Origin of the sequence: Pseudomonas sp. NFPP07 (genome assembly GCF_900115645.1) — a bacterium.
In the GTDB taxonomy this organism is placed as follows: Bacteria; Pseudomonadota; Gammaproteobacteria; order Pseudomonadales; family Pseudomonadaceae; genus Aquipseudomonas; species Aquipseudomonas chlororaphis.
On sequence record NZ_FOXG01000004.1, the window covers coordinates 153,930 to 169,418 of the forward strand.

13 protein-coding genes are annotated in these 15,489 nt (G+C 64.7%); 1 reads left to right on the forward strand and 12 read right to left on the reverse strand.

The window, feature by feature from the left end; translation table 11 throughout:
- Positions 1 to 16: 16 nt before the first annotated feature.
- A complete protein-coding gene (locus BM019_RS11875; RefSeq protein ID WP_009043390.1) occupies positions 17 to 256 on the forward strand; it encodes a DUF2789 domain-containing protein in 240 nt (79 codons plus the stop codon).
- Here BM019_RS11875 and BM019_RS11880 read toward each other — a convergent pair.
- From BM019_RS11880 to BM019_RS11940, 12 genes are all read right to left on the reverse strand, one after another.
- Positions 253 to 471, reverse strand: coding sequence for a hypothetical protein (locus BM019_RS11880; protein WP_092418347.1), 219 nt, complete (start codon positions 469 to 471; stop codon positions 253 to 255). The two genes, BM019_RS11875 and BM019_RS11880, sit on opposite strands and share 4 nt — an antisense overlap.
- 133 nt (positions 472 to 604) lie before the next feature.
- A complete protein-coding gene (locus tag BM019_RS11885) occupies positions 605 to 2,230 on the reverse strand; it encodes a methyl-accepting chemotaxis protein (protein ID WP_092418348.1) in 1,626 nt (541 codons plus the stop codon).
- Positions 2,231 to 2,445: 215 nt separating this feature from the next.
- Positions 2,446 to 2,850 carry a TraR/DksA family transcriptional regulator gene (locus BM019_RS11890; RefSeq protein WP_007923643.1) on the reverse strand — a complete coding sequence of 135 codons (405 nt, stop codon included), beginning with the start codon at positions 2,848 to 2,850 and terminating at the stop codon, positions 2,446 to 2,448.
- Between the two features lie 448 nt (positions 2,851 to 3,298).
- A complete protein-coding gene (locus tag BM019_RS11895) occupies positions 3,299 to 4,321 on the reverse strand; it encodes an ABC transporter permease (RefSeq protein ID WP_007923642.1) in 1,023 nt (340 codons plus the stop codon).
- A 70-nt stretch (positions 4,322 to 4,391) separates the two neighbouring features.
- Positions 4,392 to 5,972 carry a sugar ABC transporter ATP-binding protein gene (locus BM019_RS11900; RefSeq protein ID WP_092418580.1) on the reverse strand — a complete coding sequence of 527 codons (1,581 nt, stop codon included), beginning with the start codon at positions 5,970 to 5,972 and terminating at the stop codon, positions 4,392 to 4,394.
- Between the two features lie 85 nt (positions 5,973 to 6,057).
- Positions 6,058 to 6,984 (reverse strand): sugar ABC transporter substrate-binding protein, encoded by a 927-nt coding sequence (locus BM019_RS11905; RefSeq protein ID WP_009043386.1) that lies wholly within the window; start codon positions 6,982 to 6,984, stop codon positions 6,058 to 6,060.
- 394 nt (positions 6,985 to 7,378) lie between these two features.
- Positions 7,379 to 8,437 carry a Gfo/Idh/MocA family protein gene (locus BM019_RS11915; RefSeq protein WP_092418349.1) on the reverse strand — a complete coding sequence of 353 codons (1,059 nt, stop codon included), beginning with the start codon at positions 8,435 to 8,437 and terminating at the stop codon, positions 7,379 to 7,381.
- A 186-nt stretch (positions 8,438 to 8,623) separates the two neighbouring features.
- A complete protein-coding gene (locus BM019_RS11920) occupies positions 8,624 to 9,484 on the reverse strand; it encodes a sugar phosphate isomerase/epimerase family protein (RefSeq protein WP_009043383.1) in 861 nt (286 codons plus the stop codon).
- Positions 9,485 to 9,740: 256 nt separating this feature from the next.
- On the reverse strand, positions 9,741 to 10,751 hold the full coding sequence (locus BM019_RS11925; protein ID WP_007931018.1) for a bifunctional inositol 2-dehydrogenase/D-chiro-inositol 1-dehydrogenase: 1,011 nt from the start codon (positions 10,749 to 10,751) through the stop codon (positions 9,741 to 9,743).
- Between the two features lie 34 nt (positions 10,752 to 10,785).
- Complete coding sequence (gene iolD, locus BM019_RS11930) at positions 10,786 to 12,720, reverse strand: 3D-(3,5/4)-trihydroxycyclohexane-1,2-dione acylhydrolase (decyclizing) (protein WP_092418350.1); 1,935 nt, start codon at positions 12,718 to 12,720, stop codon at positions 10,786 to 10,788.
- Positions 12,721 to 13,102: 382 nt separating this feature from the next.
- A complete protein-coding gene (locus BM019_RS11935) occupies positions 13,103 to 13,924 on the reverse strand; it encodes a TIM barrel protein (protein WP_092418351.1) in 822 nt (273 codons plus the stop codon).
- A gap of 35 nt (positions 13,925 to 13,959) precedes the next feature.
- Positions 13,960 to 15,459: a CoA-acylating methylmalonate-semialdehyde dehydrogenase gene (locus BM019_RS11940; RefSeq protein ID WP_092418352.1), complete on the reverse strand. Its 1,500-nt coding sequence runs from the start codon at positions 15,457 to 15,459 to the stop codon at positions 13,960 to 13,962.
- Positions 15,460 to 15,489: the final 30 nt, after the last annotated feature.

Sequence of the window (15,489 nt, forward strand, 5' to 3'; positions counted from 1 at the left end):
CAGCAAGGAGATCAACATGGACTCGCCGACCCACGACCTCAAAGGGCTGTTCGATCAACTCGGCCTGGACTCCAGCCCCAACGCCATCGACGCGTTCATCGAGCAACATTCGCCACTGCCCGCGGACGTGCGGATGATCGACGCCGACTTCTGGACGCCCCGGCAGGCGGCCTTTCTCAAGGAAGAACTGCGCGAAGACGCCGATTGGGCGCGGGTGGTCGACGAGCTCAACCTGCGCCTGCATCAGCGCCGTTAAGCCGAACGGCTGAATACTGGGTGTCCGGCCTTGTCCCGCGCCAGCTGGGCCAGCCAGGACGCCTGGCACTCCAGGGCCTCTTCCCGGCTGACGAACGGCGCGCCGCGGCGCTCGCCATTGACCAGCACGACCCAGCACACATTCAGCCCGACCGCGCGAAAGGTGGCCGGTACACCGCTACCAATCATCACTGCGACATCGACTTTGCTTTGCATGAGGACTTCTCCTGGTAACTAGTTAGCTAGCTAACAATGTCGCTCATACTAATGAGTTCCAATGCTGGGAAAAAGCCATCTCTGGCACAGCTTCGTTGCAGGGCCGGTAACAATGACCGGCCCTTTTCCAGGCTCAACCGCGCGCGGCCGCGGCGGTCTGCTCCGGTTTGTAGCCCAGGCGCAGGCCGCCCCAATGCCGGCCCTTGACCCTGATCGGCACCGACAAATCGTGCATCAGTTCGCCGGTATCGCGGGTGTAGGTTTGCAGCAACAACGGCTGCTGGTGGCTGCCGCAGCGCAGGCCGGTGCGGTCCTCGAACTTGCGCTTGGTGCGGTTGTGCAGGGTATCCACCTGCGGGTCGCCGGTCAGCGGCTGCGAGAACACCTTGTTGTGGGTCGGCACGTAGCCCTGGGGCGTGCAGGCGATGGCGAACACCAGGCCTTCGTGACGCGCCAGCAACGGCTCCTGGATCGCCGGCAGCACCTGATCGGCGTAACGGTCGAAGCGGGTCTGGTATTTCACCGGCTGGGTATTGGCGATCGGCTGGTAGCTGCGGTCGAACAGGTCGTCGAGGCTGATGCGGTTGGCCGCAAGATCCGCCTCGAACTGCTCGGCGATGCGCCGGGCGCCTTCCTGGGCCAGGTCGTAGATGCGCTGGTGGTAGTCGTCCAGGCCGACCTCGGCCAGGCGTTCGCTGATGATCTCCGCCTGCCCTTCCATCTGCGCCGCCGCCTCGGCCAGGCGGCGGGTCTGCTGGTCGCTCACCGCCAGATCGCCGCGCACCTGCTCCACGGCATGGAACAGGCTGTCCAGTTGCTGGCGGTTGGTCTCGGCGCCGCGGGCGATCTCGCCGACCTGGCTTTCCACCCCGGCCGCCAGCCGGGCGATGTTCTGCAGGTGCTGGCCGGTGGACTCGACCTGCTCGACCCCGGTGCTCAGGTCGCTGGACAGCTGGCGGATCTGTTCCACCACCTGGGCCGTGCGCTGCTGGATATCGCCGACCATCACCCCGACTTCGTCGGTGGCGGTGGCCGTGCGCCCGGCCAGGCCGCGCACTTCATCGGCCACCACGGCGAACCCGCGGCCATGCTCGCCGGCCCGCGCCGCCTCGATGGCGGCATTCAGCGCCAGCAGGTTGGTCTGGCTGGCGATCGACTGGATCACCAGCGCCACCCGCTGGATGTCTTCGCTGCGCTGACTCAGGGCTTCGATCAGTTGCCGGCTGTCGTTGGCGCTTTGGCTGAGGCGGTGCATGCGGGCGATCGACTCGCCCAGCACCGCGCTGCCTTCGGCGCTGCTGCGATGGGCTTCGCTGGCGGCGCTCAGGGCCTGCTGGCTGAGCTGCGCGGCCAGTTGCTCGGTGTGGATCATCGCCTCGGCGCTGCTGACGATGCGCGCCGCCGAGTCCAGTTGCGACTGCACCCGCCCGGCCAGTTGCCGGACCGAATAGGCCACGCCGGCGGCCGACAGCGCGTTATGGCTGGTGCTGCAGGACAGGTCGCGCGTCAGCGCGGCGATCTCGCGGTTATCGACGCTGCTCGCCGGCGCTGCGGCCTTGGCCCTGCGCAAGAGCGGCAGCCAGACGATCAGCAGCATCAGCGGCACGGCGAGATAGAAAGCAAGCAGCCCCTGGGACAGGACGTACAGCACTAGCAGCAAGGCGCCGCTTTGCAGGGCTGGAACCTGCCAGCGCCAGGTGCTTTGGACTACTGACAGCGGTTGCGCCATGGCAGCCGGCGAAGATCCGTCTTGCGTCATCTGGATTACCCCACGCTTTTCTAATTATTTGGCCTGCATTGAACGCCACTAAAAAGCCATTATCCATGGTCCATTAGTCGCAGCTTTGCAGCAGATCAATAGAAAGGCGCGGGCTTTAAAGACGCCCACAAACGACTCGCGGGCAAGCCGCCGATCCCAGGCGTCTCGACGACCTTGGGATGGGGCTTGCCCGCGAGGGGGAGAAGTCTTGGCGATCAGGCCTGACGCTGGTGCTTGTCGATCTGCTCGTGACGTTCCTGAGCTTCGATGCAGTACTTGGTGGTCGGGCTGATCAGCAGGCGTTTCAGGCCGATCGGCTCGCCGCTGTCGTCGCACCAGCCGAAGCTGTCGTCGCCGATACGGCCCAGGGCCTGCTCCAGCTGCGGCAGCATGCGCTGGTCGCGGTCGATAGCGTTGACCAGCCAGGTCCGCTCTTCCTCTACGGAAGCCGCGTCGGCAGGGTCGGCCGGGGTGTCCAGGCTCTCAATGGCGATTCGGTTCTGTTCGATGCGCTCGTGGGTTTCGACCTTCATGGCCTGCAACAGCTCAGTGAAAAAAGCCAGCTGCTCGGCGTTCATGTAGTCATCCGCCGGCATGGCCAGCAACTTTTCCTTTGTCATTGATTTCTCTATAAAAAATACGTGCATTAAGGCGAATTAAAGCTGTTTTCCGTGCCCCCTTTCGGGGCATCGGAAAGGCGCCATACATTCCAAGCGCCACCCGGCACTCAATTTACGAGGGGCGGCAGTCTAAGGCCGGTTCGAGGCGTCAGCAACTGAAATGACATCAGATTTGTCTGATAAGCCCTGAAAGCCCGCCAGGGCTGGCTTTGGCGGCGGTTATCGGAGTGCGTTTATAACAAGAAATTCCATCGGCCGGGGTCTTTTAGAAGACAAACGGCAGCGGCAGGCCCGAAAAAAGGCCTGCCGCTGCCGGGATTCTGCACGCTTCCCTGTAGGAGCGAGCTTGCTCGCGATGGGCATCAATGTACCGCGTTTCCATCAGACCCTACGCGTTATCGTTGACCGCCATCGCGAGCAAGCTCGCTCCTACAGTAAAACAGAGAGATCAGCGCTTGAGCTTGCGCTTGTTGCGGTACTGGTCGATGACCACCGCCACCACGATGATCAGGCCCTTGATGATGTCCTGGATGTAGGCATCGACGCCAACGAAGGTGAAACCGCTGGCCATCACCCCGAGGATCAGCGCGCCGATCACGGTGCCGGTGATGCGCCCCACGCCGCCGGCCAGGCTGGTGCCGCCGATCACCGCCGCGGCGATGGCGTCCAGTTCATAGGACATGCCCATGCCCGCCTGCCCGGTCGCCGCCCGCGCCGAGGCCACCACCCCGGCGAGCCCCGCCAGCAGCCCGGCGATGCTGTAGACGATCACCAGGTGGCGCTTGACGTTGATCCCCGAGGTCCGCGCCGCCTGCATGTTGCCGCCGATGGCGTAGGTGTACTTGCCGTACTTGGTGTAGCGCAGGGCGATATGGAAGATCACCGCCACCACCAGGAAGATGATCACCGGCATGGCGCCGTGGCCGATGGCCGTGTAGGAATCCGAGAGCATGCTGATCGGCTGGCCTTCGGTGTAATAACGTGCCAGGCCACGCGCCGAGACCATCATGCCGAGGGTGGCGATAAAGGGCGGAATACCGGTGATGGCGATGATGCTGCCGTTGATCGCCCCCGCCAGCAGCCCTACCCCCAGCCCGGCCACCACCGGGATCCACACCGGCAGGTCGGTCAGCGACGGAAACACCGCGCGGGTGAAGTCCGAGGTCTGCGCCAGGCTGGCGGCGATCATCGCCGACAGCGCCAACACCGAGCCAGACGACAGGTCGATGCCGGTGGTGATGATCACCTGGGTCACGCCGATGGCCAGCAGGCCGATGATCGACACCTGCAGGATCATCAGCACCAGGCGCTGGGAGTTCATCAGGAAGCTCTGGTCGCGCACGATCCAGCCGAACAGCTCGAACACCAGGCCGATGCCGATCAGCACCAGGAAGATGCTCAGCTCGGTGGGCAGGCGCCGGCGCGTTCTGGCTGGCGCCGCCGCGGGTTTGTTTTCCAGTATCGCGTTCATAAGCCTTCACCTTCTTCTTGTATGGCCGGCGGCGAACACACCTCGCCGATGGCCTTGATACGTTTGCCGGCTAGTGGACCAGGGACATCCCCGAAGCCAGTTGCATGACCTTCTCCTGGGTCGCTTCGCCGCGGTCGAGGGTGCCCATCAGCTCGCCCTCGTGCATGACCATCACCCGGTCGCTCATGCCCAGCACTTCCGGCAGCTCCGAGGAAATCATGATCACCGCCATGCCTTCGCCCGCGAGGTAGGCGATCAACCGGTAGATCTCGGCCTTGGCGCCGACGTCGATGCCGCGGGTCGGTTCGTCGAGGATCAGCACCCGCGGGTTGGTCATCAGCCAACGGGCGAGCAAGGCCTTCTGCTGGTTGCCGCCGGACAAGGTGTCGATGCACTGCTCCAGGGACGGGGTCTTGACCCGCAGCTTCTTGCACATGTCCTCGCACAGGGCGCGCAGGGCCTTCTGCTGGATGAAACCGTTGCCGGCATAGTGCGGCAGCACCGCCATCTCCATGTTTTCCAGGACCGACAGGCAGGGAAACAGGCCGCTGAGCTTGCGGTCCTCGGTCAACAGGGCAAACCCCTTCTCGATGGCCATGTGCGGATCGCTGATGCGCACCGGCTGGCCGTCGAGGCGGATCTCGCCGCCGTCGCTGGGGGTGATGCCGAAAATCGTCTCGGCCACATTGGTGCGGCCCGAGCCCATCAGCCCGGCGATGCCGAGGATCTCCCCGGCGTGCAGGTCGAAGGACACGCCCTCGAACACCCCGTCCAGGCGCAGGTCGCGCACCGACATCAGCAGCTCGCCTATGGGCTTCTCGCGCACCGGGAACAGCTGGCTCAGTTCGCGGCCGACCATCATCGAGATCAGGCTGTCGCCGTCCATGCTGTCGGCCCGTTGCAGGCCGATGTAGGCGCCGTCGCGGAACACCGCCACTTCATCGGCGATGGCGAACACTTCGTTCATCTTGTGGGTGATATAGATGATGCCCTTACCCTGGGCCTTGAGGTCGGCGATGATCGAGAACAGGTGCGCCACCTCTTTCTCGGTAATGGCCGAGGTCGGCTCGTCCATGATCAGGATGTCGGAGTCGTAGGACACCGCCTTGGCGATCTCCACCATCTGCCGCTCGGCGATGCTCAGGTTGCCCACCTGTTCCTCGGGGTCGAGGTTGATCCGCAGGCGCTCCAGCAGCAGCGCGGTGCAGCGGTGCATCTCGCGGTGATCGACCATGTGCAGGCCGTTGAGCTGCTCGCGGCCGATCCAGATGTTCTCGGCGATGCTCATGTGCGGCATCAGGTTGAGTTCCTGGTGGATCATCGCGATCCCCGCCTGCAAGGCCGCCAGCGGCGTCTCGAAATTCACCCGCTGGCCTTTGAGGCGCAGCTCGCCGGCGTCCGGCTGGTAGATCCCGGCGATGATTTTCATCAGGGTCGACTTGCCTGCGCCGTTCTCCCCCATCAGCGCCAGCACCGTGCCGGGACGCACCCGCAGCTGCACATCGGACAGGGCGACAACCCCGGGAAAACCCTTGCTGACGTTGATGACTTCCAGCAGGTAAGGCTGCTGCTCGGACACAGACTGGGCAGACTGAGCGGCGGGCTGCGCAGCCGCCGTCGGGATGCTCGAAGCAGTCGCTGAAGCGAACATGATCAGGTACTCCATCCGCGGGGCAGCTGGGCCACCCCGCCGGCTTATGGTTGTTGTGGAACGGGCGGGCTCTTTTGAACCAGGCTTATTTGAACTGGGCGACGTTTTCCGGGGTGATCAGGCGATACGGCACCCATACCGCCTGCTCCACCGGCTCGTGCCTGGCCATTTTCACCGCGGTGTCGATCGAGCCGTCGGCCTGGCCCTTGGCATCCTGGAACACCGAGACCGCCAGGTCGCCCTTCTGCACCGCGCGCAGGCCATCGGGCGTGCCGTCGACCCCGGCGATCAGCACACTGCCCTTCTCCACCCCGGCCTGTTTCAGCGCCATGGCGGCGCCGATGGCCATTTCATCGTTGTTGGCCACCACCGCATCGAACTGGCGGCCCTGGGTCAGCCAATCGTTGACCAGGGTCATGGCCTTGTCCCGCAGCCAGATCCCGGTCTGTTCCTGCTCGACCTTGATCCCCGGGTACTTGGCCAGCACTTCCTTGACGCCCTTGGTGCGGTTGGTGGTGGAGTTGTTGGCCAGGTCGCCCAGCAGGATCACCACCTCGCCCTTGCCGCCCATCTTGTCGGCCAGGTACTGCATCTGCATCTGCCCGGCTTCCAGGTCGTTGGAGGCCACGGTGACCACGCCCTTGGGCAGGTTCAGGTCGTCCGGCCGACGGTTGACGTAGACCAGCGGAATCCCGGCCTTGACCGCCGCTTCGGTGATCTTGCGGGTCGCCGCGGTGTCCACCGGGTTGACCACGATGGCGTCGACCTTCTGGCTGATAAAGCTTTCCACCTGGCTCAGTTGCTTGACCACATCGGCCCGGGCGTCCTCGAACTGCAGCGTGACGCCGTCCGGCAGCGACTTGGCTTTCTGGTCCATGGATTCACGCAGGTAGGTCAGCCAGGTGTCGTCGAACTGCGACATGCTCACGCCGATCTTCAGGTCGGCGAACGCCGTGCCGCTGCCCAGCAGCAGGGACAGGGCAAGCGTGGCGAAACGGGTCTTGGTCTTCATGAAAGGTCTTTCTCCACATTCTTGTAGGTTTTATGGATAAGGCGCAGAAACCACTCAGTGAGGCAGACGCACGATCGGCGCGCCGGGCATGCAGCACACCAGCGCGCCCTTGCGTTCGACGCAAAGCAGGCGGACCAGGGACTGGACGACAAAGGCATGCCGGGGTGTTTGGCGGGGTGTCCGACTGGACAATGGATGGCGGCGCGGCAGTGCGCGGCGAAGCAGGTGCACAACGGAACTGAAGGTTTTCATCGACGGTACCTGTTTTGTTTTTGTTGGCGGGTTTCACTCGGTTCAAGGCGGATCTGAAATCGGCCTGTGACGCTGGCGAAACCCTGCTAGTCGGCAACCTGGAAATGACTTTATTGGAAAATAATTTCTATATCAACTCATTTTAGAATTTTATTCCAAATTCATTCTGCAGCCGGAAATCCGCCATTTCCACCACCTGGCGCTGGCGCCAGCTCAGGCGCGCGGCGTCCAGCACGCGGGTGGTGGCCAGGGCCTCGGCCGCTGTCACCGGCAGCGGCCCCTGCCCTTGCAGCGCCGCCTGCCACTGTTTATAGAACTGCAACCAATCGCCCCGCTCGGAAGCCACTCGCTCGCGGATCTCGCCCTGCTCGAACCAGCCCCAGCGCCGGTGTTCCTCGACGCCCCAGCGCTCGCCCTCGGTCTGCGGCGACAGGCCGGCGACCAGCGCCTGCTCCTGGCCGTCCAGGCCCTCGACCGTATAACTGCCGGCCGAACCGCTGACCCGGAACCGTGGCCCCTGGCAGTTCTGCAGACAACTACCGGATAAATGTGAAACCACGCCGTTGGCATGGCTCAGGGCGAGAAAAAAACCGTGGTCGCAAGTCGGCGCCTGGGGGCTGTACTGCAACTCGGCGTAGACCCGGGTCACCGGGCCGAACAGCTGCAAGGCCTGGTCCACCAGATGGCTGCCGAGGTCGCGCAGAAACCCGCCGCCGCTGGTATTGCCCACGGCCTGCGGCACATAACGCTCGACCCGCGACTCGAAGCGGCTGACGCTGCCCAGGGCGCCGCTGGCGATCAGCTTGCGCAGGGTGAGGAAGTCCGAGTCCCAGCGCCGGTTCATGTACACGCTCAGCGGCACCCGACGGGTTTGCGCGGCGTCGATCAGCGCCTTGGCCTGTTCGAGGTCGCTGGCGAAGGGTTTGTCGCTGACCACCGAGACACCGCGCTCGATGGCTTCCAGCACCAGCGCCGCACGGCCCTCCAGCGGGGTGGAAATCACCAGCCCGTCGATCCCGGCCGCGACCAGTTGCTCGATGCTGTCGAAGGCCCGCACCCCGGGGTGCTCCGCCGCCAGCAGTTGTCGGCGCTCGGCCGACAGGGTGACCACGCCGACGAAGGTCGCGCCGGGCAGGCTGGCAATCAGCGGCGCGTGAAAATGTCGGCCACCATGGCCGTAACCCACCAAACCAATGCGCATCGCAAAGCCCTCCTTATATAGAACCCGTTGTACTGCTGTAGCCGCTGGCGCAGCCTGCGATCGACCACGCAGTGGTCGCAACCACGGCGCATGCGGTCTTTCAGTTCCCTGCACGTCGCCAGGTTTTGCGAGGACGTTGTCCTCGATCGCAGGCTGCGCCAGCGGCTACAGGCGGCTGCGTGTGTGTCAGCGGCACAGTTCGCTGCTGACCCGCTCCAGCATCATCCGGTTGGATTCGTCCGGGCGGTCTTCCCAGGCGAACACCGAGACCGTGGCGATGCCGTCGAACTGGATCTCGCGCAGGGTACCGAAGAACGCCGTCCAGTCCACCTCGCCCTGGCCGATGTCCAGATGCTGGTGCACGGTGGCGGTGACGCCCGGCGGGTTGACGATATAACGCAGGCTCGAAGACGCCTTGTGGTTGTAGGTGTCGGCGATGATCAGGTGGCTGAGCTTGCTGCCCGCGTACTTGAGCATCGAGGCGATGTCGCCCTTGCCGTCGTCGTAGAAAAAGGTGTGCGGCGCCGCGTACAGGTAGTTGATCCAGTCCCGGTCGAAGCCGCGGATGATGTCCACCGACTCGTTGTTGCGCTCGCAGAAATCATAGGGGTGGGCCTGGATATCGAGCTTGATGCCCTCGCGCTCGAACTCCGGGATCAACTCGTCCATGGAGCGCATGAACTGGTTCTCGCACACCAGCGGGTTGTCCGACTGGCCGGTGAATTCGCTGTTGACCAGCTCGCAGTCCATTTCCACGGCGATCTGGATCGCCCGCTTCCAGTTGCGCACCGCCGCCACGCGCAAGCCTTCGTCGGCGGCGGCCCAGTGGTACATCGGCAACAGCGAAGAGAGCTGCACGCCGCTGTCGCTGAGGGCCTTGCGAAACGCCTTGATCCGCGCCCGGTCGACCCGGGGCGCCTTGTAGAACGGCAGGAAATCCTCGCGCGGCGACAGTTCGATGTACTCATAGCCCAGTTCGGCGGCCTTGTCGGTCATCTGGCCCAGCGGCAGGTGGCGGTACATGTAGGGGTCCAGTGCGATACGCATTTTTATGTTCTCCCCGAATCTGAAGTGGTGACCTGTAGCCGCTGCCGCAGGCTGCGATAAGGCCGAAGGCCTTCAGCGATCTTGAGGCCTTGCGCGCCCTTCGGTCGCGATCGCAGCCTTCGGCAGCGGCTACAAAGTTGCTGTGTCCCCTGTAGGAGCGAAGCTTGCTCGCGATGGAGTCGGATGCGCCGCGTTGTTCCAGACAGACCGCGTCATCGTTAACGTCCATCGCGGGCAACCGGCCGCTCCTACAGAATCAGCCATAGAACGCCGGGCGCGGCGGTTGCTCGACCTTGACGATCTGCCCGCTGTTCTGCGCCTCGATGCAGGCATCGGCGGCCACCGCCGCGGCATAACCGTCCCAGGCCGAAGGGCCACCGACCTGCCCGGCCCGTACGCCGTCGATAAAGGCCTGCAGCTCGACGTCATAGGCGGCGATAAAGCGGTCTTTCCAGTCCATCAGGATCGTGTTGGACAGCTTGGCCTCGCTGCGCAGCTGCACCTGGGACGGCTCCGGCAACCGGGCGATACCGGTCTCGCCCACCACTTCGCACTGGATGTCGTAGCCATACTGGCAGTTGACGAACACCTCGACGTCGATGCGTGTGCCCTTGGCGGTTTCCAGCAGTACCACCTGCGGGTCGCGCAGGTGCGCCAACGCCTTGCTCGACTTGCGCGGGAACACCACCTGCACCGACACATAGTCGTCGGCCAGCAGCCAGCGCAGCACGTCCAGCTCATGGATCAGGGTGTCGGTGATCGCCATGTCGGTCTTGTAGTTCTCGCCGACCCGCGGGTTGCGGTGGGCGCAGTGCAGCATCAGCGGCTCGCCGATCCGACCACTGTCGATCACCGCCTTCAGCGCGCGGTAGCCGGCATCGTAGGGGCGCATAAAGCCGACCTGGACCAGGCGCTTGCCATGGGCCATCTCGGCCTCGACGATCTTGCGGCAGCCAGCGGCGGTCACCGCCAGCGGCTTCTCGCAGAACACCGGCTTGCCGGCGGCGATGGCGGCCAACACGAACTCTTCATGGCTCGGCCCCCAGGAGGTGACCAGCACCGCCTCGACTTCCGGCGCCTTGATCAACGCATGGCCGTCGGGATAAACCTCGGCGGCGATCTTCAGCTCGGCCACCACCTTCGCCGCCTGCGCAAGATTGATGTCGGTGACCGCCACCACCTGGCTGCCCAGCAGGGTCTGGCTGCAACGACGGATATGGTCCTGGCCGATGGCCCCGGTCCCGATGACACCCAGTTTCAAAGACATGGTGCTACTCCTGTTGTTGTTCGTTTGAGAGCAATCAGTACTGCCGGGCCTTGGCCAGGCGTTCATTGAGTTTTTTGGCCACTGCGTCGGTACGGGCGCTGGTGGACACCTGCGCCACCCCGACCCGCCACCAGGACAGGTACTTGTGGATCATGGTCTTGGGCAGGACCTTGATATCGATCAGGGTCGACACGCTCTGGGTCCGCGCATCGGCCAGGGCCGCCTGCAACTCTGCCACGGTCTTGACCTTGTAGGTCTTGCAGCCATAGGCCGCCGCGCTCATGGCGAAATCCACCGGCACGAAGCCGCCGTCGAGCTTGCCGGTCTCGGGGTTGCGGAAACGGAACTCGGTGCCGAAGCTGTCCATGCCGTGTTCCATCTGCAGGTTGTTGATGCAGCCGAAGGTCATGTTGTCGAGCAGCACCACATTGATCTTGCGTCGCTCCTGGATCGAGGTGGCCAGCTCCGAATGCAGCATCAGGTAGGAGCCGTCGCCCACCAGGGCATAGACCTCGCGCTGGGGCTCGGCGAGCTTGACCCCCAGGGCCGCGTTGACCTCGTAGCCCATGCAGGAATAGCCGTACTCGACGTGATAGGTGTTGACCCCTTTGCTGCGCCAGCTGCGTTGCAGGTCGCCGGGCAGGCTGCCGGCGGCAGCGACTATCACCGCGTCGTCGGCCAGGGTCTGGTTGAGCACCCCCAGCACCTGGCTCTGGGTCAGGCAGGAACCGGTCAGCTCGATAAATTCGCGCAGCACCGCCGGGTCCATATGGTCGTTAATCTCCGGAACAAAACCGTCGGCGTGGTATTCGACCTGATAGACCCGGTCCACCTCCGCGTCCAGCTGCGCCCGCGCCTGGCCGATCTGTTCGCCCCAGGCGGCCTGGTAATCGCTGCGCGCCAGGGCTTCGGCCAACCCGCTCAGGCCTTCCCGGGCATCCGCCAGCAGCTGCACGCCATCGAGCTTCAGCGCATCGCAGGGGCTGATATTGAGGTTGAGAAACTGCGCATCGGCGCGGAACAACGACTTCGAGGCGGTGGTGAAATCGCTGTAGCGGGTGCCGATGCCGATGATCAGGTCCGCCTCTTTCGCCAGCAGGTTGGCCGCCAGGCAACCGGTCTCGCCGATACCGCCGACATTCAGCGGGTGGCTGGAGACCACCGCGCTCTTGCCGGCCTGGGTCTCGGCGAAGGGAATGCCGAAGCTTTCGGCGAAGGCCAGCAGCGCCTCGTTGGCCCCGGAGTACTTGACCCCGCCGCCACAGACGATCAGCGGCTTGCGCTTGCCGGCAAAGGCCGCCACGGAATCCTCGAGCATGGCCGCGGTGGCCGGCCGGCGCTCGATGCGGTGCACGCGTTTCTGCAGGAAGTAATCCGGGTAATCGTAGGCCTCGGCCTGCACGTCCTGAGGCAAGGCCAGGGTCACCGCGCCGGTTTGCGCCGGGTCGGTAAGTACGCGCATGGCGTGGATCGCCGCGGTCATCAACTGCTCGGGGCGGTTGATGCGGTCCCAATATTTGCTCACCGCCTTGAAGGCATCGTTGGTGCTGATGCTCAGGTCGTGGAACTGCTCGATCTGTTGCAGCACCGGGTCGGGCTGGCGGCTGGCGTAGACATCGCCGGGCAGCAGCAACAAGGGAATGCGGTTGGCGGTGGCGGTCGCCGCGGCAGTCAGCATGTTCGCCGCCCCCGGGCCCACCGACGAGGTGCAGGCGTAGATCTTGCGCCGCAGGTGCTGCTTGGCGAAACCGATGGCAGCGTGGGCCATGCCCTGCTCGTTGCGGCCCTGATGCACCAGCAGCTCGCCGCTGTCCTGCTCCAGGGCCTGGCCCAGGCCGAGCACGTTGCCGTGACCGAAAATGGTGAAGATCCCGGCGACGAACTTGCTCTGCACCCCATCGATCTCGACGTACTGGTTGTCGAGGAATTTCACCAGGGCCTGGGCCATGGTCAGTCGTGTCGTAGTCATGCTTGCACCTTGATCAATACGGTGAAGGTTGATGCGCTTACCGCCCTTGCTGCTATTGCCCTTGCCGCTTTTACTGCTTTGCGCCCTTCCTGCTTTTGTAGCCGCTGCCGCAGGCTGCGATAAGGCCGGAGGCCTTCAGCGAACCCGAGGCCTTGCGCGCCCTTCGGTCGCGATCGCAGCCTTCGGCAGCGGCTACAGGAAGCGGTGTCGGGCCAGGGCCTGCTTGAGGCGACCGCCCTTGCTGTTCTTACTGCTCTTGCCTCCTGCTTGTGTAGCCGCTGCCGCAGGCTGCGATAAGGTCCGCAGGACCTTCGGCGATCTTGGAGAGCGCGCCCGCTACGCGGTCGATCGCAGCCTGCGGCAGCGGCTACAGGGAACGGTGTTATGCCAGGGCCTGCTTGAGGTGGTCGATGCTCGCGCCGATCGCCCGCTGGATATCCGCCAGCCCATGCACGCTGTCGGCGAACGGCTCGAACGACAGGTGGCCGCTGTAGCCGCGCTCGAGCAGGGCCTCGATCTGCGCCGCGTTGCCGAGGATGTCGCCCTCGCCCACCAGCACCCGGTGGCCGTCGCGGATGCTCGCCAGGGGCGCCTCGCGGTCCTCGACCCCGGAGATATGCACCAGCCCGGTCAGCTCGGGGAAGAACTCCTGCTCACCGGCCAGGTGATGGTGAAAGGTGTCGTGCACCAGGCGGAACACATCCAGCCCGCCGATGGCGCGGATCGCCTCCACCGCCGTGCGCTTACGGCGCAAGGAACATTCCTCGAAACCCAGAGGCTCGATAAAACCGAGAATCCCGTGCTCGCGCAGGATCGGCGCCAGTTCAGTCAAGGCGGTGCGCAAACCAGCGCCGCGCTCGGCGTCGCTACGCGCATCGGCGCGGTCGTTCAGCGGGCACATCACCAGGCCGCGGGCGCCGCAGTCGCGGGCATAGGCGGCAAGCTTCAGGGCCTGGGCGCGACGCTCGGCGTTCCAGACATCGAAGGGGTACAGCGCATTGATCGACAGCACCTGGATGCCGTGGGCCGCGCACAGCTGGCGCACCTGTTGCGGCGACGTGCCGTCTTCGATTTCCACGCCCGCAAGGTCATTGCGGATCTCGATGGCATCGGCTTTCAGGGTCACCGCCAGCTCGATGAACGCCGGCAGGCTCAAACGCGGGGCAACCATACGATTCAGGGCGAAACGCAGGGGCTGGCTCATTATTCTTGTTCTCCAGGGCAACGGGTTGAAGGGGGTTACTTGGCGGTCGGCATGCTGAACTCGGGGCCCTTGGCGATGCTGTCCGGCCAGCGCTGCATCACGCTCTTGTAGCGGCTGTAGAAGCGCAGGCCTTCCTCACCGTAGGCATGGTGGTCGCCGAACAGCGAACGCTTCCAGCCACCGAAGGAGTGCCAGGCCATGGGCACCGGGATCGGCACGTTGATGCCGACCATGCCGACCTTGATGCTGCGGGCGAAGGCCCGGGCCACGCCGCCGTCGCGGGTGAAGCAGGACACGCCGTTGCCGAATTCATGGGCGTTGATCAGCGCCACCGCGCTGGCGAAATCCGGCACCCGGACGATGCCCAGCACCGGGCCGAAGATTTCCTCCCGGTAGATACTCATCTCGGTCGTCACGCCATCGAACAGGGTGGCTCCGACAAAAAAGCCCTGCTCCGCCCCCGGCACCTTGAAGCCGCGGCCGTCCACCAGCAGTTGTGCGCCCTGGGCCACGCCCTGGTCGATGAAGCCTTCGACCTTGGCCTTGTGCTCGGCGGTCACCAGCGGCCCCATGTCGCTGTCGCCCTGCATGCCGTTGCCGATTTTCAGCTGGTCGATGCGCGGCCGCAGTTTCTCGATCAATCGGTCGCCCACCTCGCCCACCGCCACGGCGATGGAGATCGCCATGCAGCGTTCGCCGGCCGAGCCGTAGGCCGCGCCGATCAGCGCATCGGCGGCCTGGTCCAGATCGGCATCGGGCATCACGATCATATGGTTCTTCGCCCCGCCCAGGGCCTGCACGCGCTTGCCGCGGGACGTCGCCTGGCGGTGGATGTACTCGGCGATCGGCGTCGAGCCGACAAAGGAAATCGCTTCGATGTCCGGGTGCTGCAACAGCCCGTCCACCGCCGCCTTGTCGCCCTGGACCACGTTGAACACGCCATCGGGCAGCCCGGCCTCGCTCAGCAGGCGCGCCATCAGCAGGCTGGCGGACGGGTCACGCTCGGACGGCTTGAGGATGAAGCAGTTACCGCTGACCAGGGCCAGCGGGATCATCCACAGCGGCACCATCACCGGGAAGTTGAACGGGGTGACCCCGGCGCACACGCCCAGGGGCTGGCGCAGGTTCCAGTTGTCGATGCCGCCGCCGATGTTGTCGCTGAAGTCGGTTTTCAGCAGGCTCGGCGCGCCACAGGCGAACTCGACGATCTCGATGCCGCGGGTCACTTCGCCATGGGCGTCGGACAGCACCTTGCCATGCTCGCGGGTGATGATCTGCGCCAGCTCGCTGTGGTGCTGGTCCAGCAGTTCCTTGAACTTGAACATCACCCGCGAACGGCGCAGCGCCGACTGCTCGGACCAGGCCGGGAAGGCCTTCATCGCCGAAGCGACGGCCTCGCCCACGGTCTTCTGGCTGGCCAGGGCGACCCGGGCCTGCACGCGGCCGGTGGCCGGGTTGAACACGTTGGCGAAGCGCTCGCCGCTGTCTTGCACCTGACCGTCGATGTAATGGCCGATTACCGGGGCGTCACTCATTGTTCTTGTTCTCCGTTCGAATGTTGGAAT